This window comes from Escherichia sp. E4702 (assembly GCF_963883545.1).
In the GTDB taxonomy this organism is placed as follows: Bacteria; Pseudomonadota; Gammaproteobacteria; order Enterobacterales; family Enterobacteriaceae; genus Escherichia.
This window is the reverse complement of record NZ_CAWORF010000017.1, coordinates 374,726-399,482: the sequence shown is the minus strand read 5'-3', so window position 1 is coordinate 399,482 and position 24,757 is coordinate 374,726. Positions and strand designations below refer to the sequence as shown.

Genomic DNA, 24,757 nt, shown 5'->3' with positions numbered 1-24,757 from the left:
ATCTACTATTAAAGGGTTATTACCCTCTCTTCGCCTACAGGAGTTAGCATGTGGGATGTTATTGACTTATCGCGCTGGCAGTTTGCGCTGACCGCGCTGTATCACTTTTTATTTGTGCCCCTTACCCTGGGGCTGATTTTTTTGCTGGCCATCATGGAAACTATTTACGTGGTTACCGGCAAAACAATCTACCGCGATATGACGCGTTTCTGGGGTAAGCTCTTCGGTATCAACTTTGCTCTCGGCGTGGCCACTGGCCTGACGATGGAGTTTCAGTTTGGTACTAACTGGTCATTCTATTCCAACTATGTAGGCGACATTTTCGGCGCACCGCTGGCGATGGAAGCATTAATGGCCTTCTTCCTCGAATCCACTTTTGTCGGTCTGTTCTTCTTCGGCTGGCAACGCCTGAATAAATACCAACACCTGTTGGTCACCTGGTTGGTGGCATTCGGTTCAAATATCTCCGCATTGTGGATCTTGAATGCCAATGGCTGGATGCAGTTCCCGACCGGGGCGCATTTCGATATCGATACCCTGCGTATGGAGATGACCAGCTTCAGCGATCTGGTCTTTAACCCTGTCAGCCAGGTGAAATTTGTGCACACGGTGATGGCAGGTTATGTGACCGGGGCAATGTTCATTATGGCGATCAGCGCGTGGTATTTGCTGCGTGGGCGGGAGCGCGACGTTGCACTCCGCTCGTTTGCCATCGGTTCTGTCTTCGGGACCCTGGCAATAATCGGCGCGCTGCAACTCGGAGACAGCTCTGCATATGAAGTCGCACGAGTACAGCCGGTAAAACTGGCGGCGATGGAAGGGGAGTGGCAAACCGAACCTGCACCCGCGCCGTTCCATCTCGTTGCCTGGCCGGAACAAGATCAAGAACGCAACGCTTTTGCCATTAAAATCCCGGCCCTGTTAGGGATCCTCGCCACTCATTCATTGGATAAACCTGTTCCCGGGCTGAAAAATTTGATGGCCGAAACCTACCCACGGCTGCAACGGGGACGCATAGCCTGGCTGTTAATGCAGGAGATATCGCAGGGCAACCGCGAGCCGCATGTATTACAGGCGTTTCGCGAGTTAGAAGGCGATCTCGGTTACGGCATGCTGCTCTCCCGCTATGCACCGGATATGAATCATGTCACTGCTGCGCAGTACCAGGCGGCGATGCGTGGCGCAATCCCGCAAGTTGCGCCGGTATTCTGGAGTTTCCGCATCATGGTTGGCTGCGGTTCGCTGCTGTTACTGGTGATGCTGATTGCGATCGTCCAGACGCTGCGCGGCAAAATCGATCAACATCGCTGGGTGCTGAAAATGGCGCTCTGGAGTTTGCCACTGCCGTGGATTGCCATTGAAGCCGGGTGGTTTATGACCGAGTTTGGTCGTCAGCCGTGGGCGATTCAGGACATCTTACCGACATACTCCGCGCACTCTGCATTAACCACGGGCCAACTGGCCTTCTCTCTGATCATGATCGTAGGGCTTTACACCCTGTTCTTAATCGCCGAAGTCTACCTGATGCAGAAATATGCCCGCCTGGGGCCGAGTGCGATGCAGAGTGAACAACCAGCGCAGCAACAGGGGTAAAGGAGAGAGTCATGTTTGATTATGAAACATTACGGTTCATCTGGTGGCTGCTGATGGGCGTCATTCTGGTGGTCTTTATGGTCACCGACGGATTTGACATGGGGATCGGTTGTCTGCTGCCACTGGTGGCGCGTGACGATGATGAACGCCGGATAGTGATCAACAGCGTTGGCGCTCACTGGGAGGGTAACCAGGTCTGGCTGATCCTCGCAGGTGGGGCATTATTTGCCGCCTGGCCCAGAGTCTATGCAGCGGCGTTTTCTGGCTTTTATGTGGCGATGATCCTGGTGCTGTGCTCGCTGTTCTTCCGCCCGTTAGCTTTTGATTATCGCAGCAAAATAGCGGATGCCCGCTGGCGCAAAATGTGGGATGCCGGTCTGGTCATTGGTAGTCTGGTCCCGCCAGTGGTCTTTGGTATCGCCTTCGGCAACTTGTTGCTCGGCGTGCCGTTTGCCTTCACACCGCAATTACGCGTGGATTATCTCGGTAGCTTCTGGCAGTTGCTGACGCCATTCCCTTTGCTGTGCGGCTTGCTCAGTCTGGGTATGGTGATTTTGCAAGGGGGCGTCTGGTTGCAGCTGAAAACCGTTGGCGCTATTCATCTGCGTTCACAACTGGCGACCAAACATGCTGCGCTGCTGGTGATGCTCTGCTTCCTGCTGGCGGGTTACTGGCTGTGGGTCGGTATTGATGGCTTTGTGTTACTCGCTCAGGATGTCAACGGTCCGTCCAATCCACTGATGAAAATGGTGACGGTACTGCCAGGCGCCTGGATGAATAACTTCATCGAATCGCCAGTTTTGTGGATCTTCCCACTGCTCGGCTTCTTCTGCCCGTTACTGACGGCGATGGCAATTTACCGTGGTCGCCCCGGTTGGGGATTTCTGATGGCGTCATTGATGCAATTTGGTGTGATTTTCACCGCTGGCGTTACGTTATTTCCCTTTGTTATGCCTTCGAGTATCAGTCCGATATCCAGCCTGACCGTATGGGACAGTACCTCCAGCCAACTGACACTTAGCATTATGTTAGTAATTGTACTGATATTTTTGCCAATAGTGTTGCTCTACACTTTATGGAGCTACTACAAAATGTGGGGTCGTATGACGACTGAAACGCTGCGCCGTCACGATCATGAGCTGTACTAAGGAGCAAGAACAATGTGGTATCTATTGTGGTTCGTCGGCATTTTGTTGATGTGTTCGCTTTCTACCGTCGTGTTGGTATGGCTGGATCCGCGTCTGAAGGGATGACTGGCGTACAACGAACTTAGGCCTGATACGACGCGTCGCATCAGGCAGTCATGTCGGATATGAAAAACGGAAACATATCGATGAAAGCGATTTTGATCCCATTTTTATCTCTTCTGATTCCGTTAACCTCGCCACCAGCATTCGCTCAGAGTGAGCCGGAACTGAAGCTGGAGCGGGTGGTGATTGTCAGCCGTCATGGCGTGCGTGCGCCCACCAAAGCCACGCCACTCATGCAGGATGTCACTCCAGACACATGGCCCGAGTGGCCGGTGAAATTGGGCTGGTTGACCCCGCGTGGCGGCGAACTGGTCACTTATCTTGGGCATTATCAACGCCAACGCCTGGTCGCTGACGGTTTACTGGCAAAAAATGGCTGCCCGAAACCTGATCAGGTTGCGATTATTGCGGATGTCGATGAACGTACGCGTAAAACAGGTGAAGCCTTTGCTGCCGGGCTGGCACCCAACTGTACGATTACAGTACATACCCAGCCAGATACTTCCCTGCCCGATCCCCTGTTTAATCCCCTTAAAACTGGCGTTTGCCAACTGGATAAGCCGAACGTTACCGCGACTATTCTCAGTAGAGCAGGGGGATCGATAGCGGAGTTTACCGAGCATCGGCAAACCGCATTTCGCGAACTGGAGCAGGTTCTCAATTTCCAGCAATCAAATCTGTGCCTTAAACGAGACAATCAGGACGAAAGTTGTACGTTGACTCAGGCATTGCCGTCCGAACTCAAAGTGAGTGATGACAATGTATCCCTGACCGGTGCGGCAAGCCTGGCTTCAATGCTGACGGAGATATTTCTCCTGCAGCAGGCACAGGGAATGCCGGAGCCTGGCTGGGGACGAATTACTGATTCACACCAGTGGAACACCTTGCTAAGTCTGCATAACGCGCAGTTTTATTTGCTGCAACGGACACCAGATGTTGCCCGTAGTCGTGCCACGCCGTTGCTGGATTTAGTGCTGACGGCGCTGACGCCAAATAACACGCAACAACAGGTTTATGGCGTGACATTACCCACTTCACTGCTATTTATTGCCGGACACGACACTAATCTGGCGAATCTGGGGGGCGCGTTAGAGCTTAACTGGACGCTACCAGGCCAGCCGGATAATACCCCACCGGGGGGCGAACTGGTTTTTGAACGCTGGCGGCGACTTAGTGATAACAGCCAGTGGATTCATGTATCGCTGGTATTCCAGACCCTACAGCAGATGCGTGACAAAACTCCGTTGTCGCTAAAAACGCCGCCAGGCAAAGTGGCGTTAACGTTGGCTGAGTGTGGCGAAAGAAACGCGCAGGGCATGTGTTCGTTGGCGGATTTTACGCAAATCGTGAATGAAGCACGCATTCCGGCATGCACTCTCCATCAGGACAAATAAACGTTTGCCGCTGAGGGGCCACGCAGGCCATTGACGCGGCAAAATTCCACGCGTAACCCTGGGGTGAGCACTTCTGCGTCGCGGGGGGTGAATGCGGAAATATGGACCTGGACTTCTTTACGACCGTCGGAGGGGATGATGAATCCTTTGCCGCTTTTGCGATCAAAGGTTTTGACAATTCCTGTCATTTTACGGGACAAACAAATTCCTTACTGATAAATCTGCGCTGCACTATACGGTCTAAATAAAATAAAGCCAGTTTTATTTAAGACCGCTGGACGGCCAAAATAAAGTTTGCTTAATCTTATTTATCATGCGTTAATAGCTGCGTCGGTTTGAAAGACAGACATCATACAAAGTAGTTTACTAAAGCAGTTCTCATTATCAGGCATTATCCCCTTCTTTTGAGTCTCTCTCCTGAACACTAAGTAGTTTCTGTATTAAAGCCCTGTTTGCCGAAAGGCCCAAAATGAAGGAAGTAAAAATATGTCTAATAAAATGACTGGTTTAGTAAAATGGTTTAACGCAGATAAAGGTTTCGGCTTTATCACTCCTGATGATGGCAGCAAGGACGTTTTCGTCCATTTCACCGCCATCCAGAGCAATGAATTCCGCACGCTGAACGAAAATCAGAAAGTCGAATTTTCTATTGAGCAGGGGCAACGTGGTCCCTCGGCAGCGAACGTTGTTACGCTCTAAGGTTGCCGCTATTACTCAGCATCTCCATTTCCGCTGTCCATGTTGTCATGGTTCACAGTACCGCACATCGGCATTCGATGTGACGGAGCGAAACCCTTTAGGTGCAAAGTGTATTTTCTGCAAGTCGATGATGATCACCTTTGATAACATCGCATTGCAAATACGCACTGACCAGACACCACTGGATTTCACCAAATAATATCAGGCTCCCTCGTGGAGCCTTTTTTATATCTGGCTTATTTTTCCTCAACTCTGTATGTATAATAAGCGATAACCTGTTGATTATTGAATCTTTCAGGGAGATAGCTTATAACATTTCTTACCTGACCAGGTACCGGGAACCAACACCTTACTGGCGTGTTGCTGTCTTTTAAGACCAGAAGAGGTTAACAGTGAATATTGAAGAGCTAAAAAAACAAGCCGAAACGGAAATCTCAGATTTTATCGCGCAAAAAATCGCCGAATTTAACAAGAACACAGGGAAAGAAGTCTCTGAAATTCGCTTCACCGCGCGGGAGAAAATGACCGGGCTTGAAAGTTATGATGTCAAAATCAAAATAATGTGATTTTGTGAACATCACCCCGTGCGAGGTGATGTTCCGCTTGTTGCTAATTTAGTGACCAATCATTGGCGCTTGTGGAATTAAGCGTCGGTACAACTCCTCCGGCACCGGGCTTTGCCATACTCCCGCATACATCGCATAAGCAATCACCGCGAACATAATTCCTGATACCAGTAGTGCCATGAGCCAGCCAGACAAGGCAAAGACCTTTTTATTTGCCGCAGGTTTTTGCAGCGAAAAGGTCAATGTTGAGGCCACCGGGCATGACTCCACGCAGGTCATACAACCGGTACATTCCACCGTTCTGACCTGAATTAATTTATCGACCGGGATCCGTGATGGGCAATTTTTCGCACATTTACCGCAGTCGATACAGCTTTCGACATTGCGACGAATCTTAAACGGCGATAATAGCGAAACCAGTCCCATCAGCGCGCCATATGGGCAAAGATAACGACACCAGGCATGGCGAATAAACAGGCTGGCAATCAGCAAAACCGTCACGCTGATTAATGTCGCTTTCCCCATATGGCGAAAGAAATCGAGCATTTTAACGTCCATCACCACGCTATAAGGCGATAGCATAAAATAGTGAATCGCCTGGGCGGGCATGAATAACGCGATATAAAGAAAAAAGCTTAATAGCAAGTATTTCACCGCGCGTAGAGGAATATCCAGCCAGCGTGGAGGGGCGAATTGTCGACCAAACACTTTTTTTCCGAGATCGCCAATTAATTCAGAGAGCGTACCAACAGGGCATAGCCACGAACAAAAGGCTTTTTTCAGCAGTAAGCTGATAATGATAAAAGCGACCAATAACAGCATCGCGGCGGCGTGCACGGAAGGTAACTGACCTGTTGCAAGGCTGTATTTCAGATTCATCAGACCAGCAATCGGCAGCCAACCTTCAATGCCACCCGGTCTGGCGACAAATGCCGTATTACCTGCTGTTTCGTAATAGCGCACCCAGTACCAAAAGGTGACGGCAATATAAATATTGATTGCCAACAGTAATAATTGCGTCGCTTTACGCCAGGTCGTGGCATTGCGCCAGTCATTCCACGGTAATTTACCGCCCGTCGTGCCTGGCCGTCGCTGCCAGCGGATTCTTTTTTTCTCTGTCATAATTTTGCCCGCCCGTTAAGTTGCATACCAAATGCCACTATTCTAAGTTTTCTTAACGGGATGATATTGATTCACATCGGGTTCGGGGCTTTCTTATTCAGCCACAGTTCCAGGGCCGCGATGCTACGCGTAATTTCTTCACGCGGCAGGACCGCGGTTAATGGTTCCTGCTCAAGTTGTCCGCACAACTGACTGGCACTGCGCATGCCCAGACTGGCACAGCTGCTTTTCAACTGATGCGCGGCACGTTTGATTTTGTCGCTGTCGTGTATGGCGCGAGCAGTGTCCATTTCATCGAGAAGGGGCAGGGCATGTTGTTTAAATAATGTCAGCCATTCGTGGATTTTCTCCACCCCCATTAACTGCGCATCTTCATTGAGCTGCGATACATCCAGTGGTTGATGGTTATGTGTTTGCAGGTGCAGATAGTGCGCCAGTAACTGACCAAGCACTTCACGCGACACCGGTTTAGGGATAATTCCGCGAAATAGCGAACTGGTACGCTGGCGCAGCGTTTCGTCGATGACATGGGCGCTAAAGCCAATCAAAACCAGCGACGGATATTGCAGCGAAAGTTGCCGGGCAAGTGTAATGCCGTCGATATCCGGCAGATCAAAATCCACCAGTGCGGCAGCAAACGGTTCACTATTTTGCAGCGTCTCTAAAGCCTGCGCGGCATTTCCTACGGCTGCGACCTGAGCGCCACTGGTGTTAAGTATCTCGATGGTAATACGCTGCGTTAGCGGGTTATCTTCAATCAACAGTAATCGTAAACCGTCCAGACGCACCGCCTGATTGACTGTTTTTGGTGCAGGCGCAGTGGCAACACGTAACGGTAACCGTAAGCCAAAACAGCTTCCTACTCCCGGCCTGCTGGTGGCGGTCAGTTCGCCGCCCATCGCCTGAGCCAGACTGGTACTGATAGTCAGTCCCAGTCCACTGCCGCCGCGCTTGCCGCTCACCTGAACAAATGGCTGAAAGATATCAGCCAGTTTCGCGGGATCAATACCACAGCCGCTGTCTTCCACTTCGACCAGCCATTGCTCGCCATCAATGCGGCTGCGTAGGATAATCTGCCCCTCATCGGTGAAACGCAGGGCATTACTCAACAAATTGGTAATAACCTGGCGAATACGGCGCGGATCGCCCATTAACGCGGTTGGGAGATCGTCGGCAATTTCCGTTACCAGTCGAATCGGACGACCTTTAACCCGTCCGCTCATTAATTGCAGGGTACTTTCCAGCAGTGGGCGCGGTTCAAAGGGCTCATCGCTGACCGAAACATTCTTGCCACCAGCTTCGATAGCCGAATAATCGAGAATATCGTTGAGGATGGTCAGTAATGATTCGCCAGAGTCAGTAATCGCCCGCAAATCATCACGCTGGGCGTTAAGCGCCGGGTTATCTGCCAGCAACTGCGCGGTGCCGAGAATTCCGTACAGCGGAGTGCGGATCTCATGGCTCATCGCAGCCAGAAACGCCGATTTTGCCTGGCTGGCTTTTTCTGCTTCCGCCCGTGCCTGTCGGTGTTCTATCACCAGTTCCTGCAATTCAGCTGTACGCGCTTTGACCTGCGCCGCCAGCTGTTCGCGGTGGCGATTAAGCGCATGAACACTGCTGCGAAAAGCATCCATCAGCCGCCCGATGGTGTCCAGCTCCCGCACGCCAGCGGTTTCCGGGAAAGGGGAGTCGATATCACCATCCAGCAAGCGTTGCAGAGCCTGCGTTTGTTCGGCAAGTGGACGCGTGACTGAGCGATAAACCACGCGCCAGAGGATCAGAATCAGTGCGCAAAGAGAAACTATTCCCAGCAATAACAGGCTATATTGCCCGCGTGCACTGGCTTTTTCCAGATGCGCCAGCCCGTGCTGATTACGCAGCTCAATGGTGTCGACCAGCTGACTGACTTCGCTACTAAACTGTGCGAACTGGGCAATGTTATTTTGGGCGAGAGTTTGCAGGCGATTGCTGATTTCGCTGTCCTGCTGATACAGCGCCAGCAAATCGCTATATTGGCTAACGGTAGTTAACGTTGTTGCGACCTGAGCACGAACTCCCGGATCTTCAATGCGTATTTGCCGACGTTGCAGAATTTTCACCGCATTATTGAGCTGCTTTTCCAGCGTTGGCGCATTTTTCTGGATCTGTTCCAGCCCCAGATTCATCACCATTTGCTGCACCCGCAGGGCGCTAAGGCGCAGTTCATTCATCTGGTTAACGTACTCAAGATCGATATCAATTAGCCGATCGAGTGCGCTTTCTGCGGCCTGACGCTGATGTTGTTCGATCAAATCGTAAATCCCGGCCTGGGTCGCTCCGGCGGAGGTTGCCGCATTATTCGCCTGACCTTGCGCCAGGCGTGCGATCTCATCGGCGGCGGCGACTATCTGCTGACTGAGTCGCTGTTGTTGCTGGCGCAGTTGCAAACGCTGCCCCACCAGTTCCCCTTGTTGACGTAACGAACGGGAGATCTCCTGCTCCTGTTGTTCAATAGCGGAGGTGTCAAAACCTTGTTCCCGTAACGCTTGCAGCAACGCATTAATCTTCAGGCTTTGTGCGGTGAGCATTCGCCCCTGTGCCTGCCACATCTTTTCGTTATCGGCACTGGTCAGGTTCTGCGCGGCGAAAAGTTCCCAGGCGCTGGCTTCGCTCAACTGGCGCGCCATATTCATGGTAGGAATCAATGCCTGAGTGTTGTCTTTTTCCACCTGGCTGATAAAACGCAGGTTGTACCATCCCACCAGGGTACTGGTCAGGGTTAACAGCGCCATCAGGGCAAAGCCCATCCAGAGTCTTCGGGTCAGGGTTAAATTCACGGTCAGTGTACTTAAGGTGAAAAAGGTTGAGTCGCAAAGCGGAATGCATCTAGCATAAAGCCTTATTATTGATGAGGCTATCATGCGCGTACTGCTATTTTTACTTCTTTCCCTTTTCATGTTGTCGGCATTTTCGGCTGATAATCTGCTGCGCTGGCATGATGCGCAGCATTTCACGGTGCAACCTGTTATGCCGTTAAAGGCAAATCGTCCCTGGAAGTTGTGTGCGCTTTACCCCAGCCTGAAAGATTCATACTGGTTATCGTTGAACTATGGTATGCAGGAGGCTGCTCGCCGCTACGGTGTGGATTTAAAAGTGCTGGAGGCAGGCGGCTACAGCCAGTTGGCTACCCAGCAAGCACAAATCGACCAGTGTAAACAGTGGGGCGCAGAGGCCATTTTGCTCGGTAGTAGCACGACGTCATTTCCCGACCTGCAAACGCAGGTAGCAAGTCTGCCGGTGATCGAACTGGTAAATGCTATTGATGCTCCCCAGGTGAAAAGCCGCGTTGGCGTGCCCTGGTTTCAGATGGGCTATCAACCAGGGCGATATCTGGTGCAATGGAGCCACGGAAAACCATTGAACGTGCTGTTGATGCCCGGCCCCGATAACGCCGGGGGCAGTAAGGAGATGGTAGAGGGTTTTCGCGCAGCCATAGCCGGAAGCCCGGTGCGTATTGTCGATATTGCGCTCGGCGATAACGATATTGAAATCCAGCGTAACCTGTTGCAGGAGATGCTGGAACGCCATCCAGAAATCGACGTCGTTGCCGGAACGGCCATTGCGGCAGAGGCGGCAATGGGTGAAGGGCGCAACCTGAAAACGCCGCTTACTGTGGTGTCGTTTTATCTTTCACATCAGGTGTATCGCGGGCTGAAGCGGGGAAGAGTGATTATGGCTGCCAGCGATCAAATGGTCTGGCAGGGGGAACTGGCGGTTGAGCAGGCCATCAGGCAATTACAGGGGCAATCGGTGTCTGATAATGTCAGCCCACCGATTTTAGTCCTGACGCCGAAAAATGCCGACCGCGAACATATCCGCCGCTCGCTGTCGCCAGGGGGATTTCGTCCGGTCTATTTTTATCAGCACACATCAGCGGCTAAGAAATAACCTTCGCCATGTTGTGTCACCAGTAAATCCGCGCTGAGTTTATGACGTAAACGACGAATTAACACATCGACAGTGCGCAGGTCAGGGTTTTCCACCCGACGGGCAGAGAGCATACGCAGCAGACGTTCGCGGCTGAGAATTTCGCCGGGATTGGTCACAAACGCCACCAGCATTTCATACTCTGCGCGGGTCAGTTTAATCGGTTCGCCATCCAAATCCAGCGTATGGCGCGACACATTCAGGCAATAACCGGCAAAGCGATAGCAGTTGTCCTGAGTGAGCGGTTGAGCTTGTCGCGCGAGGTCGATTCGCCAGAGCAGATTTTTCACCCGTACTACCAGTTCGCGCAGTTCCAGCGGTTTGGTGACGTAATCGTCTGCGCCCATTTCCAGCCCAACAATCCGGTCAATCCGATCGCTGCGTCCGGTAACCAGAATAATCCCCACCGTTGAGCGTTCTCGCAGGGCGCGGGTTAACATCAGGCCATTTTCATCGGGCAAATTGATATCCAGCAGAATTAAATCCACTGATTGATTTTGCATAATTTCCCGTAGCCCGGCACCGCTCGCCGTAACGGAAACGGTATACCCCTCCTGAGTGAAGTAGGTTTGTAATCGCGCCTGGGTAACCGGCTCATCTTCAACAATAACAATGTGATGTGGCATCAGAGGGTTTTTCTCATTCTGTTCATATCTGTTCATATTCTGCCGTAAGCCGTTCATCCTGACCAGTGCCGCTGTTCATATTTGCTCATTAAGATCGCTTCACTAAACCATAATTTTACAGGGGCTATTATGCGGAAACTCTGGAACGTGCTACGCCGACCCAGTGCTCGTTGGTCGGTACTGGCGCTGGTCGCTATTGGGATTGTGATTGGCATTGCGCTGATTGTATTGCCACACGTTGGGATCAAAGTCACCAGCACAACCGAATTTTGTGTCAGTTGCCACAGTATGCAACCGGTGTATGAAGAATATAAACAGTCGGTGCATTTCCAGAACGCCTCCGGCGTGCGAGCTGAATGCCATGACTGTCATATCCCGCCGGATATTCCAGGCATGGTGAAGCGCAAACTGGAAGCGAGCAACGATATCTACCAGACCTTTATTGCCCACTCCATTGATACACCTGAGAAATTCGAAGCCAAACGCGCGGAACTTGCCGAGCGTGAATGGGCGCGAATGAAAGAAAACAACTCGGCAACCTGCCGCTCCTGCCATAACTACGATGCGATGGATCATGCGAAGCAGCATCCTGAAGCGGCACGTCAGATGAAGGTGGCAGCGAAAGATAATCAATCCTGCATTGACTGTCATAAAGGTATTGCCCACCAGTTACCGGATATGAGTAGCGGCTTCCGTAAGCAGTTCGATGAGCTGCGCGCCAGTGCTAATGATAGTGGTGACACACTGTACTCCATTGATATTAAGCCGATTTATGCGGCGAAAGGCGATAAAGAAGCGTCTGGTTCTCTGCTGCCCGCCTCGGAAGTGAAAGTCCTTAAACGTGACGGCGACTGGCTGCAAATTGAAATTACCGGCTGGACGGAAAGCGCCGGACGTCAGCGTGTACTCACCCAATTCCCAGGTAAACGTATCTTTGTTGCCTCGATTCGTGGCGATGTGCAGCAGCAGGTGAAAACGCTGGAGAAAACCACCGTTGCCGACACCAATACCGAGTGGAGCAAGTTGCAGGCCACCGCGTGGATGAAGAAAGGCGATATGGTGAACGATATCAAACCGATCTGGGCTTATGCGGATTCGCTGTACAACGGCACCTGTAACCAGTGCCACGGCGCACCGGAAATATCCCACTTTGACGCTAACGGTTGGATCGGCACGCTCAACGGCATGATTGGCTTTACCAGCCTCGATAAACGTGAAGAACGCACCTTGTTGAAATATCTGCAAATGAATGCGTCTGACACCGCAGGTAAGGCTCACGGCGATAAGAAGGAAGAAAAATAATGAACAATAACGATCTCTTTCAGGCATCACGTCGGCGTTTTCTGGCACAACTCGGCGGCTTAACTGTCGCCGGGATGCTGGGGCCGTCATTGTTAACGCCGCGCCGTGCGACTGCGGCGCAAGCGGCGACTGAGGCCGTCACCTCGAAAGAGGGCATTCTTACCGGCTCGCACTGGGGGGCTATCCGCGCGACGGTGAAGGAGGGGCGCTTTGTGGCGGCAAAACCGTTCGAACTGGATAAATATCCGTCGAAAATGATCGCCGGATTGCCTGACCACGTACACAACGCGGCGCGTATTCGTTATCCGATGGTACGCGTGGACTGGCTGCGTAAGCGCCATCTGAGCGACACCTCCCAGCGCGGTGATAACCGTTTTGTGCGCGTGAGCTGGGATGAAGCCCTCGACATGTTCTATGAAGAACTGGAACGCGTACAGAAAACTCACGGGCCGAGTGCCTTGCTGACCGCCAGCGGTTGGCAATCGACGGGGATGTTCCATAACGCTTCGGGGATGCTGGCGAAAGCTATTGCCTTGCATGGTAATAGCGTTGGTACCGGCGGGGATTACTCCACCGGTGCTGCGCAGGTGATCCTGCCGCGTGTCGTTGGCTCCATGGAAGTGTATGAACAGCAAACCTCCTGGCCACTGGTCTTGCAGAACAGCAAAACCATTGTGCTGTGGGGCTCCGATTTGCTGAAAAACCAGCAGGCAAACTGGTGGTGCCCGGATCACGATGTTTATGAATATTACGAGCAGCTAAAAGCGAAAGTCGCAGCCGGTGAAATTGAGGTCATCAGCATCGATCCGGTTGTCACATCCACCCATGAGTATCTGGGGCGCGAGCATGTGAAGCACATTGCGGTTAACCCGCAAACTGACGTGCCGCTGCAACTGGCGCTGGCGCATACGTTGTACAGCGAAAACCTGTACGACAAAAACTTCCTCGCTAACTACTGCGTGGGCTTTGAGCAGTTTCTGCCCTATCTGTTGGGCGAGAAAGACGGTCAGCCGAAAGATGCCGCATGGGCTGAAAAACTGACTGGCATTGATGCCGAAACCATTCGCGGGCTGGCGCGGCAGATGGCGGCCAACAGAACGCAGATTATTGCTGGCTGGTGCGTACAGCGTATGCAGCACGGTGAACAGTGGGCGTGGATGGTTGTGGTTCTGGCGGCGATGCTGGGACAAATTGGCCTGCCGGGCGGTGGCTTTGGTTTTGGCTGGCACTATAACGGTGCAGGCACGCCGGGGCGTAAAGGCGTCATTCTGAGCGGTTTCTCCGGCTCAACGTCGATTCCGCCTGTCCACGACAACAGCGACTACAAAGGCTACAGCAGTACCATTCCGATTGCCCGTTTTGTCGATGCGATCCTCGAACCGGGGAAAGTAATCAACTGGAATGGTAAATCGGTAAAACTGCCGCCGCTGAAAATGTGTATTTTTGCCGGAACTAACCCGTTCCATCGCCATCAGCAGATCAATCGCATTATTGAAGGCTGGCGCAAGCTGGAAACGGTTATCGCCATAGATAACCAGTGGACCTCAACCTGCCGCTTTGCCGATATCGTGCTGCCTGCGACCACGCAGTTTGAGCGTAACGATCTCGACCAGTACGGCAACCACTCCAACCGTGGCATTATCGCCATGAAACAGGCCGTGCCGCCGCAGTTCGAGGCGCGTAACGACTTTGATATTTTCCGCGAGCTGTGCCGTCGCTTTAATCGCGAAGAAGCCTTTACCGAAGGGCTGGACGAAATGGGCTGGCTGAAACGCATCTGGCAGGAAGGTGTACAACAAGGCAAAGGACGCGGCGTTCATCTGCCAGCGTTTGATGACTTCTGGAATAACAAAGAGTACGTCGAGTTTGACCATCCGCAGATGTTTGTTCGCCACCAGGCATTCCGCGAAGATCCGGATCTCGAACCGCTGGGCACGCCGAGTGGCCTGATTGAGATCTACTCGAAAACCATTGCCGACATGAACTATGACGATTGTCAGGGACATCCGATGTGGTTTGAGAAAATCGAACGCTCCCACGGTGGGCCCGGCTCGCAGAAATATCCGTTGCATCTGCAATCTGTGCATCCGGATTTCCGACTTCACTCGCAGTTATGTGAGTCGGAAACGCTGCGTCAGCAATATATGGTAGCAGGTAAAGAGCCAGTGTTCATTAACCCGCAGGATGCCAGCGCGCGCGGCATTCGTAACGGTGATGTGGTACGCGTCTTTAACGCTCGCGGTCAGGTGTTGGCAGGGGCAGTAGTTTCTGACCGCTATGCACCCGGTGTGGCGCGAATTCATGAAGGGGCATGGTACGATCCAGATAAAGGCGGCGAGCCTGGTGCGCTGTGTAAATACGGTAACCCCAACGTGTTGACCATCGACATCGGTACTTCGCAGCTAGCGCAGGCGACCAGTGCGCACACTACGCTGGTGGAAATTGAGAAGTACAGCGGAACAGTGGAGCAGGTGACGGCGTTTGATGGTCCCGTAGAGATGGTGGCGCAGTGCGAATATGTTCCGGCGTCACAGGTGAAATCATGACTATCCTTACGCCACAACAGATTGCCTGTGTTTACGCTTGGCTGGCGCAGTTGTTCTCCCGTGAACTGGATGATGAACAACTGACGCAAATCGCCAGTGTGCAGATGGCTGAATGGTTTTCTTTGCTGAAAAGCGAACCGCCGCTGGCTGCGGCGGTGAACGAACTGGAAGCTAAAATCGCCGCCTTGACGGTACGTGACGATGCCCGTCTGGAACTGGCCGCTGACTTTTGCGGCCTGTTTCTGATGACCGACAAACAAGCGGCGCTGCCGTATGCTTCGGCCTATAAACAGGACGAGCAAGAGATTAAACGCTTGTTAGCTGAGGCAGGTATGGAAACCAGTGGCAATTTTAACGAACCGGCAGATCATCTGGCGATCTATCTGGAGTTGTTGAGTCATCTGTATTTTTCGCTCGGAGAGGGAACCGTTCCTGCGCGAAGAATCGACAATCTGCGGCAAAAAACACTGACGGCGCTGCGGCAATGGTTACCAGAGTTTGCTGTGCGTTGCCATCAGTATGACAGCTTTGGTTTTTACGCGGCACTAAGCCAGTTATTGCTTGCGATAACCAATAGAGATAATGCCGATTGGTAGGCCTGATAAGACGCGTTAAGCGTCGCATCAGGCATTATGGCACAACCGCCGGATGCGGCGTGAACGCCTTATCCGGCCTACGGGAACGGTGATTTTTGTAGGTCTGATAAGACGCGTTAAGCGTCGCATCAGGCATTATGGCAGCGCCGCCGAATGCGGCGTGAACGCCTTATCCGGCCTACGGGAACGGTGATCTTTGTAGACCGGCTAAGATGCGTCATCGCATCCGGCAGCCACACTCACGGGTGAGCCACAAACCGGGAAAGCCGCTGGCGTAACAGACGGTTTTCCTGTTTCAGATGTGCAATATCATCCATTAACGTCAGCGCCACCGCGATCCCAGGCCAGTCCAGCGCCAGTTCTTGACGCAGACGTACCGCGCGTTGCACCACAATGGCGGCATGGTCATCAAATACCCAGGTTGTTTCCTGGATCTCTCTCGGTTCAACCACCCCCAAACCGACAATTTCATTCAAATCCTCTTCAGAAATGCCGGTATGCAGGCAAAATTCGGTAATGGTAAAAGTCACCGTAACATGAGCCATTATGCTTTCCCCCAATCTTTACGTGGATCAAAAGACGACTGGGCGTCTGCCAGTTGTTGCCACAGCGCGGCAGTATTTTCATCCGGTTTCGGCGGCATGACGATTTTCAGTACCGCATACAAGTCACCAGTCTGTTTTTTGCTTACCAGACCTTTGCCTTTAATGCGCAATCGTTGCCCGGCCTGACTGCCTGGCGGAATGGTCAACAAAATGCTTTCTTTCAGGGTTGGTACAGTGACTTTGCTACCCAGAGCCGCTTCCCACGGGCTAACCGGCACCACAATTTCCAGATCCTGACCGACAATATCAAACAACGGATGCGGGGCTATATGAATCACCAGCCACAGGTCGCCATTTGGACCACCGTTTTCGCCTGGCGTCCCCTGGCCTTTCAGGCGGATACGTTGGCCATTGCCGACGCCCGCCGGGATCTTCACATTCAGCGTTTTCGGGATTTCCTGTTCGATCATGCCAAAGGCGTTATAAACCGGCAGGTTATAGCTGATGGTACGTTTGTGCTCAGTAAGCGTTTCTTCCAGGAATACCGCAACTTCAATTTCAATATCGTGGCCACGTGTGGCGGGGCGTTGACGGCTCTGGCGGGCATGTTGACCGAAAATTGACGAGAAGATATCGTCAAAATCTTCGGCATTGAAACTCTGACCGTCGCCATGCTGGAACTGGCGGTTGAATTGCGGATCGTTGCGATGCTGCCACATCTGATCATATTCAGCGCGACGCTGTTCATCACTTAACACTTCCCAGGCTTCAGCGACCTCTTTGAAGCGGGCTTCGGCATCGGGCTCTTTGCTGACATCTGGATGGTATTTGCGGGCCAGTCGACGATAGGCGGTCTTGATTGTCTTGAGATCGTCCGTCGGTTTCACACCCATGATGGCGTAATAATCCTTTAATTCCATAGCGTTATCTCGCGTAAATCAATACAGACAAAGGGAAACCCCTGACAAGGTATCAGAGTTAAGTGTAGGGGAAATCAGAAAAAATCGTAGGCCAGTGATAAAAACATAACTAAAAATGATATTTTCAGCCTGAATTTTGGCAGGTAAAAGAGGGGGTGTTTAAGCCCCATGACGACGTTGTCAGGGGGCGGAAAATGGTGAATTATCCGGCTTTTACCGCAGTGACCATCACTTCAACCAGAATCTCCGGGCGGGCCATCTCAGCCTGCACGGCAGCACGTGCCGGGCTATATCCTTCTGGCAGCCAGTTAACCCATACGTCGTTGAAATCGGCAAAATCGCGGCTGATATCTTTCAGCCATACCTGAGCGGACAAGAGATGAAATTTATCACTGCCAGCTTCAGCAAGTAATGCGTCGATTTTCTCCAGCACTTCGCGCGTTTGTTGCGCGATGTAAGGCGTATTGCTCTTCGGTGTCTGACCGGAGAGAAATACAAGATTGCCATATTCCACACTGGCGGCAAGACGAGGTTGTGGGTTATTACGTTTGATATTCAAGCTGATTGGCTCCATGTCAGTCCATCAAGGGAAATTGTAGGATCTTCGCCCGACAGCAGCGCGCCTAACACCACGGCACTACCCGCCGCCAGCGTAAAGCCCAGACTGCCCTGACCAAGATTCATCCACAGATTTTGATACTTCGCCCGTCCTAATAGTGGCGGACCCGCAGGGGTGGATGGACGCATACCTGTCCATAATTCAGCATCATCGATACCTTGCAGTTGCGGAAAACTGTTAGCTACGATCTGCTTTAAGGCATTGATTCGTTCAGGGCGCAATTCATTTCCGTCATAGCCAATATCGACCATGGCGGCGATACGCAACCGCTCACCGAGGCGGGCATAGACAATTTTATGACCATAGTCGGTGACACTGATTTGCGGTGCGATCCCCATTTCTTGTGGGAAGGGGAGCGTCAGACTGTAACCTTTCAGACCGCAGAGCGGTACGTGAGTCCCGGTTTCGGCAAGTAAATGCTTACTGCCATTACCCGCGGCAACGACATAATCATCAGCAACCAGTGTTCCTGTGCTGGTGGTGATGGAATCAATGCGCTCGCCTTTTTTATTCAACTGCAAAACTTCACAATCGGTTTGTAGCGAAAAATTTGCGCTGGCATTAAGTTTGGCAAGTAATGCCTGGCAGAACTTATAGCAGTCCGCCGTTTCATCGCCGGGGGAGTAAATACCGCCACACAATGAATGACCAATATGTTTTAGTGCTGGTTCAAGATGAACGCACTCTTCGCGTGACAAAGCCTGTTGAAATTGCGGATTAATGCCTTTTGCCGCTTTGGCTAAATCTTGCGGGCGGCGATGAATAATCAGTTTGCCAGAACGGCGCCAGTGAAAATCATCAAGATTATCTTCCAGCAGCCACTCTTCCATGACCTGACGGCTTAACAGTGATAAGCGTAAAATATGGTCGCCATTGAGTTTATTTGTCCGGCTATTGCAGGCCAGTAAAAATTCCAGCAACCAGCGCCACTGGCTAAATGACATGCGCAAACGCATATTGAGGGGGGAGTCGCTTTTCCCCATCCATTTAATTCCCTGCATCGGTACGCCTTTATCCGCCAGAGGAGCAACGTAGCGATAACTGAGTTGCCCACCATTAGCGAAACTGGTGGCGACGCCTGCCTGGCTGTTGCGTTCTAACAATTGCACCTGATGGCCCTGTTTTACCAGCACCCATGCTGTTGCCAGACCAATTACCCCGCCGCCAATAATTACAATGCGTTTTTTCATCACCTGAGATATCCACCGCTAATAAATGCGTTGGGGTTATGTCAAAGCATTTAGACCTGAGGGGCAATTGACTTTTTATTTTCAGGGTATAACTCAAGGTTAATGGCTCGCAGCTGGAGACGTAATTGCTGACAGAGGAAATCGACAAATTTTTGTGTAATGGGGCTAAGTGAAACGTCGGCGCGGCGTAGCAAGCAAAGGTCAATTTTCATTGGCGGGGCGATGGGGTGAATCGTCTCTGCCGGGAGGTTATGACGGGCAGAGAAAATATCGGTAATACTGCATCCCATTCCGCGTTTTACAAATTCCGTGGCCATGTAATAGGTCTGGACATTCAGGCGCGTCGTCAAAAAATCACGTCGTTTAGCTATTGCATCGGAAAGGGAATGAGGGCCGGGAGAAATCCAGCGTTGTTGGTCAATCTTGTCTATTTCTACTGCGCCCTGGCGATAGTCCCGGTCGATATAAACCAGCGGAACTTCGGCGATCAGCGTCGTCATAATTTCCCCCTGTTGAATCGGCTGTAGCGTCAGGGCCAGATCAATCTCACGCAGATCAAGTTTTTTAACCAGCGTTTCAGTGTGCTCTGTCGTCAGTGTCATGACCAGATTCGCATTCTGCTGGTAAAACGCCGTGACTATTTCCGGCACCAGACTTAATCCCAGGCTTGGCAGGCATCCCAGGGCTATTCTGGCTCGCGGATCTCGCGTCAGGTTATCGGCCAGCAGTCGCAGGTTGTCGAGTTCGTGATAAATCGACTGCGCTTTTTCAAAAAGTGTGATCGCTTCGCTGGTTGGAAGAAGCTTGCCACGAACTCGCTGAAAGAGCTGAAAACCGAGTTTTTGCTCAGCGTTTTTTAACGCTTTACTGGCGGCCGGCTGGGAAATATTCAGCGATTCCGCTGCCCGTGAAAGTGTCCCGCATGTCATCACAGCATAGAAGATTTCCAGGTGGCGCAGTTTCATTAAGAGTTAACCCAGAGTTATAGACGATAGATAAAAAGTCATTTCATGGTAACACTAAGTTAACATAAATTTAATGCGTAACGCCTGTTCTGGTAACAATGCGTTATTTGCCCACCTAAAGGGGTTAATTACGAACTCAGAATAATACCTGTAGTACCCGGACAAACCCTCAGTGCATTTTGCTAACAATAATAACGAGGGGGGATATTTTCTGAGCTGTCCAAATATATCGGCTGATATTGAAAGTCGATTCGATGGGGTTAAGGAGTTATATGAGTGACTCAATGCTCGCTGGTGGTTCACTAACCAGACAAAATATCACCAAAAAGAATGTCATTATTGGCTTGTTATTGATTGCATTTTTACTGATAGCGTTCTGGTGCCAGGGGCGTCCAGGTAATGAACTCGGACTGCTTGGTTTTACACCACTGGTGGCGTTAGCGGTGCTCTCGTTGATAGGCGTCGATATTGTTCTGGCGGTTATTTCATCGATTATTATTGCGATGATAATGACTTCCACCGGCTTACCTGAAATGGGCGCCATGCTGGCAAAATCGACGGGATCGTTTATCGCCACTGTTGGTTTGATCATTATGCTTGGCGCAGGCGTAGGTGAAGTGGCAACACGTACCGGAGCCGCCGTTGAACTGGTCAAATTTGTGGTGCATCGTATCGGGCTTTCCAGCCAGACACGGGTCAAATTTGGTATCGTCGTCTCATCCATTCTCATCTGTGGCGCGCTGGGTACTATGGCAGGCGGCAACGCCATTATTGTTGCGGTGATTATTCCCGTGGCGGCGGCAGTACGGCTGACACCGCCTACAGTGGCTGCACTGATGATGACGGCGGGGTCAGTGGGATTGTTTACCGGGCCATTTACTCCCAGTACCGTGACGATTTTACAACTCGGCGGCCTGACTTATCCGCAATACCTGATGTACGTCGGGCTGCCAATGAGCGCCGTGACGTTATTTGCTGGCTGGATAATGGCCGGGCGAATTCAGAAGATGACGGAAGGAAAATTACACTACGAAGTGGATCTCTCAGAGAAAACTCAGGAAGAAGAGGATCCTGCCCGCGATCGTCGTCGCAAACTCAGCGCCCTGGCATTTGCTGCAACCATTATTGTGATGGCGGTAATCGGTGTAGTGATAAAAGCAGGTTTTAGTTTTGCCATTATCGTTATGCTGTTGGTGGCGTTGATCACCGGGCTGGTGGGCGGATTAAGCCCAACCGGGATCCTGCAAGCGCTGTATAAAGGCTGTGGCAGACTGGTGTGGATGTTTCTGCTCTACTGGCTGTATAACCCGATTCTGGAACTTATGGATAGCCTGCAGGCGTATCAGGGATTGCTCGAATACACACAACCACTGTTAACCGGGATATCTCCGGCATGGCTTTGCTTCTGCATTTTTGCCTTTAACATTATCGGTCATGTGCCAGGTGCTGCTGTTGCTCAGATGACCTTCACGCATAAAATATTTGGTCCGATGTTGATGGCTGCGGGAGTGCCGCCACAGGGTACAACGGCAGTATTATTAGCCTCATCGCAAGTGGACTGGTTTGGGCCTTTCCCTTCATCGGATATGTTCGGTCAAATGGGGCTGGCACAATCAACTCACCTGAAATATATGCTTTATAACGGTTGGGCCATTGTCATTGCCAATATCATTCTTTTTGCCTTGCTGTTTCAGATATTAGTTTAACGATACAAACCAGGCGATAGCGCGACTATTGTCCGTTATCGCCTGACGGTTTCCCGCCTCGTCATCTGCTAAATTGCGAACCTGTTCCCGGAAAAATGCCATATTTCTGTCACACTCTTAATTGATTGATAACTAAAGAGGTGATGGGAATGAAAAAAAACGCTAATCGCTGCGGCCGTGGCTGGGATGGTTTTACTCTCTTCGAATGCTCAGGCACAGACCGTGCCGGAAGGCTATCAATTACAGCAAGTGCTACTCATGAGCCGTCATAACTTACGTGCGCCTCTGGCAAATAATGGCAGTGTGCTTGAGCAGTCGACGCCGAATAAATGGCCGGAGTGGGATGTTCCCGGTGGACAACTCACGACCAAAGGCGGCGTGCTGGAAGTGTATATGGGCCATTACATGCGTGAGTGGCTGGCAGAGCAGGGAATAGTGAAAACGGGTGAATGCCCGCCGCCGGACACCGTTTATGCCTATGCCAATAGTCTGCAACGAACCGTTGCGACCGCACAGTTCTTTATTACCGGCGCATTCCCTGGGTGTGATATTCCTGTTCATCACCAGGAAAAAATGGGCACTATGGACCCAACCTTTAACCCGGTGATCACCGATGATTCCGCCGCATTCAGTGAGCAGGCGGTAGCGGCAATGGAAAAAGAGCTCGGCAAACTTCAGCTTACCGACAGCTACCAGTTACTGGAAAAAATCGTTAACTATAAAGATTCACCAGCCTGCAAAGAGAAACAGCAGTGTTCGCTGGTGGACGGTAAAAATATCTTTAGCGCGAAGTATCAACAAGAACCAGGCGTTTCCGGGCCGCTAAAAGTGGGCAACTCGCTGGTGGACGCGTTCACCCTGCAATACTACGAAGGTTTCCCGATGGATCAGGTGGCCTGGGGGGAAATCAAATCAGATCAACAATGGAAAGTGTTGTCGAAACTGAAAAACGGTTACCAGGATAGCCTGTTTACTTCACCGGAAGTGGCGCGTAATGTCGCGAAACCGCTGGTCAGTTATATCGACAAAGCCCTGGTTACCGATCGTGCCAGTGCGCCGAAAATCACAGTGCTGGTTGGGCACGACTCAAACATTGCCTCTCTGTTAACGGCGCTGGATTTCAAACCGTATCAGTTGCATGACCAGAACGAACGCACGCCGATTGGCGGCAAAATCGTTTTCCAGCGTTGGCATGACAGCAAAGCTAATCGCGATTTGATGAAAATCGAGTATGTGTACCAGAGTTCGGAACAGTTGCGTAATGCCGATGCGTTAACGTTGCAGGCCCCTGCGCAGCGTGTGACGCTGGAATTAACCGGCTGCCCGATAGATGCCAACGGTTTTTGCCCAATGGATAAGTTTGATAGCGTGTTGAATGAAGCGGTGAAATAACAGAAAGCTCCCCCGCGAGAAGCGGGGGAATATGAGATTGATGACAAACGTGAGATTGCCTGATGCGCTACGCTTATCAGGCCTACCCGAGAATTGCACTATATCGAATTTGCACGATCATGTAGGCCGGATAAGGCGTTCACGCCGCATCCGGCATGAACAAAGCGCACGTTGTCAACAATTTGAAAGTTCCCCCGCGAGAAGCGGGGGAGTCGCTGATTAAACGTTTTTACGTTCGATGGTCTGTTCGCCCCAAAAAAGCGAATCTTTATCGGTTTTAGCAAAGGCTTTGACTAACACTTCATCGCTACCTTCTTCCCAAATCTTTTCCGCCATTTTTTCGTCGTACCCGGCGACTTCGAAAATGGCCTCGGCTATTTCCGGCGACGTATTGCGCAGAGATGCCCATTCACCCACGTGATGAGCTTTCGCTTCTTGAGTTGGCATGCGTATCCTCCTGTTGAAGATTAGCCGTTGAGTTTAACTGCCAGACCAGCGACATATTCCCCCTGATAACGTGCGATAGACAACTCTTCCTGGCTGGGTTGGCGTGAACCGTCACCGCCTGCAATGGTGGTTGCGCCGTACGGCGTTCCGCCGCGAACCTGCGAGACGTCAAAAAGTTCCTGCGCTGCGTAGCCAATAGGGACAATCACCATGCCGTGGTGCGCAAGTGTCGTCCAGGTGGATGTGATGGTTTGTTCCTGACCGCCGCCAGTGCCGGTAGAGCTAAAGACGCTCGCCAGTTTTCCGTACAATGCGCCAGAAGCCCACAGGCCGCCCGTCTGGTCGAGGAAGGTACGCATTTGCCCGGACATATTGCCGAAGCGGGTTGGCGTACCAAAAATAATGGCGTCGTAATCGGCCAGTTCTTGCGGAGTTGCAACGGGTGCAGTTTGCGTTTTACCGCCTGCTTTTTCGAATAATTGCGGCTGCATGGTTTCCGGTACACGCTTAACAACAACTTCTGCGCCATCGACTTTGCTTGCGCCTTCAGCGACTGCGCGCGCCATCGTTTCGATATGTCCGTACATGGAATAATAAAGCACCAGAACTTTAGCCATTTCTAACCACTCCTCGTGTTATCTCTATTCCGTAGCGATTCGCTACCACTCTTTTAAAGATAAGACGTCCTTTTCAGAGTGCAAATTTCACAACCACTTATTTGATTTATAACAACTTTCACAAGCGCGTAAATTTGTCGCAAAATGATACATTTTTATCCCATAGCGTTTTTTTTAATCATAAGAGAGGCTTATGGATAATTATTGGAAATGATATCTATTCTCGCGCAGAACCTGTTGCAGGATATTACCAAACGCGGGTCCACCCGCGTCAGTTCACTAAGCTTAGTCCCACGTAGCGAAAATATGGCACCGCCATACGCCGCGTTAATTCTATGCAATGCAATATGATGTCTACATCAAGACGGAGGTCAGTAATGGCAAACCATCGAGGCGGTTCAGGTAATTTTGCAGAAGACCGCGAAAGAGCATCAGAAGCAGGTAAAAAAGGTGGACAGCACAGCGGGGGGAATTTCAAAAATGACCCGCAGCGCGCATCTGAAGCAGGTAAAAAAGGTGGCAAAAGCAGCCACGGCAAAAGCGACAACTAGCCGGGCTAATCAATGACGAATGCATTTTTGTCTGTACCTCGTCAAAAAGCCATCGCCGCCGGTTACCCGGCGGTTGATACTGATGACAAATGTAAGCTTGCCCGATGCGCGATGCTTATCAGGCCTAACAGAAGATTGCAATATA

25 protein-coding genes and 1 pseudogene are annotated in these 24,757 nt (G+C 51.4%); 15 read left to right on the top strand and 11 right to left on the bottom strand.

Annotated elements, in window-relative coordinates:
• Window positions 1-48: 48 nt before the first annotated feature.
• The 4 genes from appC (at window position 49) to AACU94_RS11315 (ending at window position 4,237) form a co-directional block, all read left to right on the top strand.
• Window positions 49-1,593, top strand: coding sequence for a cytochrome bd-II oxidase subunit 1 (gene appC, locus AACU94_RS11330; RefSeq protein ID WP_135489451.1), 1,545 nt, complete (start codon window positions 49-51; stop codon window positions 1,591-1,593).
• Between the two features lie 11 nt (window positions 1,594-1,604).
• The gene (appB, locus tag AACU94_RS11325; RefSeq protein WP_135489450.1) at window positions 1,605-2,741 is read left to right on the top strand and encodes a cytochrome d ubiquinol oxidase subunit II; all 1,137 of its coding nucleotides are present in this window, start codon (window positions 1,605-1,607) and stop codon (window positions 2,739-2,741) included.
• 12 nt (window positions 2,742-2,753) lie between these two features.
• Complete coding sequence (cbdX, locus tag AACU94_RS11320; protein WP_032161491.1) at window positions 2,754-2,846, top strand: cytochrome bd-II oxidase subunit CbdX; 93 nt, start codon at window positions 2,754-2,756, stop codon at window positions 2,844-2,846.
• Between the two features lie 80 nt (window positions 2,847-2,926).
• Window positions 2,927-4,237 (top strand): AppA family phytase/histidine-type acid phosphatase, encoded by a 1,311-nt coding sequence (locus AACU94_RS11315; RefSeq protein ID WP_135489449.1) that lies wholly within the window; start codon window positions 2,927-2,929, stop codon window positions 4,235-4,237.
• Here AACU94_RS11315 and cspH read toward each other — a convergent pair.
• Window positions 4,225-4,437, bottom strand: coding sequence for a cold shock-like protein CspH (gene cspH, locus AACU94_RS11310; RefSeq protein WP_130205408.1), 213 nt, complete (start codon window positions 4,435-4,437; stop codon window positions 4,225-4,227). The two genes, AACU94_RS11315 and cspH, sit on opposite strands and share 13 nt — an antisense overlap.
• A gap of 286 nt (window positions 4,438-4,723) precedes the next feature.
• Here cspH and cspG point away from each other — a divergent pair, with 286 nt between their 5' ends.
• The 4 genes and pseudogenes from cspG (at window position 4,724) to AACU94_RS11290 (ending at window position 5,502) form a co-directional block, all read left to right on the top strand.
• A complete protein-coding gene (gene cspG, locus AACU94_RS11305) occupies window positions 4,724-4,936 on the top strand; it encodes a cold shock protein CspG (protein WP_000066493.1) in 213 nt (70 codons plus the stop codon).
• Between the two features lie 10 nt (window positions 4,937-4,946).
• Complete coding sequence (ymcF, locus tag AACU94_RS11300; RefSeq protein WP_130205730.1) at window positions 4,947-5,135, top strand: cold shock small protein YmcF; 189 nt, start codon at window positions 4,947-4,949, stop codon at window positions 5,133-5,135.
• A pseudogene (locus AACU94_RS11295) lies at window positions 5,104-5,339 on the top strand (protein YmcE). The gene ymcF and the pseudogene AACU94_RS11295 overlap by 32 nt, the downstream one beginning before the upstream one ends.
• Window positions 5,329-5,502, top strand: coding sequence for a GnsA/GnsB family addiction module toxin (locus AACU94_RS11290; protein ID WP_130205410.1), 174 nt, complete (start codon window positions 5,329-5,331; stop codon window positions 5,500-5,502). The pseudogene AACU94_RS11295 and the gene AACU94_RS11290 overlap by 11 nt, the downstream one beginning before the upstream one ends.
• Window positions 5,503-5,550: 48 nt before the next feature.
• Here the strand turns inward: AACU94_RS11290 and AACU94_RS11285 are convergent, their stop codons facing one another.
• Together AACU94_RS11285 and torS are read right to left on the bottom strand one after the other, a co-directional pair.
• Window positions 5,551-6,624, bottom strand: a complete 1,074-nt coding sequence (locus tag AACU94_RS11285) for a 4Fe-4S binding protein (RefSeq protein WP_135489448.1) — start codon at window positions 6,622-6,624, stop codon at window positions 5,551-5,553.
• A gap of 71 nt (window positions 6,625-6,695) precedes the next feature.
• Window positions 6,696-9,440, bottom strand: coding sequence for a TMAO reductase system sensor histidine kinase/response regulator TorS (gene torS / locus AACU94_RS11280; RefSeq protein ID WP_135489447.1), 2,745 nt, complete (start codon window positions 9,438-9,440; stop codon window positions 6,696-6,698).
• An 82-nt stretch (window positions 9,441-9,522) separates the two neighbouring features.
• Between torS and torT the strand changes: the two genes are divergently transcribed.
• Window positions 9,523-10,551 (top strand): TMAO reductase system periplasmic protein TorT, encoded by a 1,029-nt coding sequence (gene torT, locus AACU94_RS11275; RefSeq protein WP_130258267.1) that lies wholly within the window; start codon window positions 9,523-9,525, stop codon window positions 10,549-10,551.
• Here the strand turns inward: torT and torR are convergent.
• Window positions 10,524-11,216 carry a two-component system response regulator TorR gene (gene torR, locus AACU94_RS11270; protein ID WP_130258268.1) on the bottom strand — a complete coding sequence of 231 codons (693 nt, stop codon included), beginning with the start codon at window positions 11,214-11,216 and terminating at the stop codon, window positions 10,524-10,526. The two genes, torT and torR, sit on opposite strands and share 28 nt — an antisense overlap.
• A gap of 129 nt (window positions 11,217-11,345) precedes the next feature.
• On the opposite strand from torR, the gene torC reads away from it, so the two are divergent.
• The 3 genes from torC to torD are packed head-to-tail and all read left to right on the top strand — an operon-like array spanning window position 11,346 to window position 15,660.
• On the top strand, window positions 11,346-12,518 hold the full coding sequence (gene torC, locus AACU94_RS11265; RefSeq protein WP_130258269.1) for a pentaheme c-type cytochrome TorC: 1,173 nt from the start codon (window positions 11,346-11,348) through the stop codon (window positions 12,516-12,518).
• A complete protein-coding gene (gene torA / locus AACU94_RS11260; protein WP_135489446.1) occupies window positions 12,518-15,064 on the top strand; it encodes a trimethylamine-N-oxide reductase TorA in 2,547 nt (848 codons plus the stop codon). Before torC ends, torA begins: the two co-directional genes overlap by 1 nt.
• On the top strand, window positions 15,061-15,660 hold the full coding sequence (gene torD, locus AACU94_RS11255) for a molecular chaperone TorD (RefSeq protein WP_135489445.1): 600 nt from the start codon (window positions 15,061-15,063) through the stop codon (window positions 15,658-15,660). Before torA ends, torD begins: the two co-directional genes overlap by 4 nt.
• A gap of 239 nt (window positions 15,661-15,899) precedes the next feature.
• On the opposite strand, the gene cbpM is transcribed toward torD, so the two are convergent.
• From cbpM to AACU94_RS11230, 5 genes are all read right to left on the bottom strand, one after another.
• Window positions 15,900-16,205, bottom strand: a complete 306-nt coding sequence (gene cbpM / locus AACU94_RS11250) for a chaperone modulator CbpM (protein ID WP_135489444.1) — start codon at window positions 16,203-16,205, stop codon at window positions 15,900-15,902.
• Entirely contained in the window at window positions 16,205-17,125 is a 921-nt protein-coding gene (gene cbpA / locus AACU94_RS11245) for a curved DNA-binding protein (protein ID WP_130205426.1), read from the bottom strand. The genes cbpM and cbpA overlap by 1 nt, the downstream gene beginning before the upstream one ends.
• Window positions 17,126-17,327: 202 nt before the next feature.
• Window positions 17,328-17,684, bottom strand: a complete 357-nt coding sequence (locus AACU94_RS11240) for a RidA family protein (protein WP_135489443.1) — start codon at window positions 17,682-17,684, stop codon at window positions 17,328-17,330.
• Entirely contained in the window at window positions 17,681-18,934 is a 1,254-nt protein-coding gene (locus AACU94_RS11235) for a D-amino acid dehydrogenase (RefSeq protein WP_130258273.1), read from the bottom strand. The genes AACU94_RS11240 and AACU94_RS11235 overlap by 4 nt, the downstream gene beginning before the upstream one ends.
• A gap of 50 nt (window positions 18,935-18,984) precedes the next feature.
• Complete coding sequence (locus AACU94_RS11230; protein ID WP_130215827.1) at window positions 18,985-19,899, bottom strand: LysR family transcriptional regulator; 915 nt, start codon at window positions 19,897-19,899, stop codon at window positions 18,985-18,987.
• A gap of 272 nt (window positions 19,900-20,171) precedes the next feature.
• Here AACU94_RS11230 and AACU94_RS11225 point away from each other — a divergent pair, with 272 nt between their 5' ends.
• A complete protein-coding gene (locus tag AACU94_RS11225; RefSeq protein ID WP_135489442.1) occupies window positions 20,172-21,605 on the top strand; it encodes a gluconate:proton symporter in 1,434 nt (477 codons plus the stop codon).
• Window positions 21,606-21,770: 165 nt separating this feature from the next.
• Complete coding sequence (gene agp / locus AACU94_RS11220; RefSeq protein ID WP_276606036.1) at window positions 21,771-22,997, top strand: bifunctional glucose-1-phosphatase/inositol phosphatase; 1,227 nt, start codon at window positions 21,771-21,773, stop codon at window positions 22,995-22,997.
• A gap of 219 nt (window positions 22,998-23,216) precedes the next feature.
• Here agp and AACU94_RS11215 read toward each other — a convergent pair whose 3' ends face one another.
• On the bottom strand, window positions 23,217-23,444 hold the full coding sequence (locus tag AACU94_RS11215) for a YccJ family protein (RefSeq protein ID WP_001143120.1): 228 nt from the start codon (window positions 23,442-23,444) through the stop codon (window positions 23,217-23,219).
• A 20-nt stretch (window positions 23,445-23,464) separates the two neighbouring features.
• Complete coding sequence (wrbA, locus tag AACU94_RS11210; RefSeq protein WP_001151442.1) at window positions 23,465-24,061, bottom strand: NAD(P)H:quinone oxidoreductase; 597 nt, start codon at window positions 24,059-24,061, stop codon at window positions 23,465-23,467.
• Window positions 24,062-24,438: 377 nt separating this feature from the next.
• On the opposite strand from wrbA, the gene AACU94_RS11205 reads away from it, so the two are divergent.
• Entirely contained in the window at window positions 24,439-24,612 is a 174-nt protein-coding gene (locus AACU94_RS11205; RefSeq protein ID WP_001273658.1) for a con-10 family general stress protein, read from the top strand.
• The last annotated feature ends 145 nt before the right edge of the window (window positions 24,613-24,757 follow it).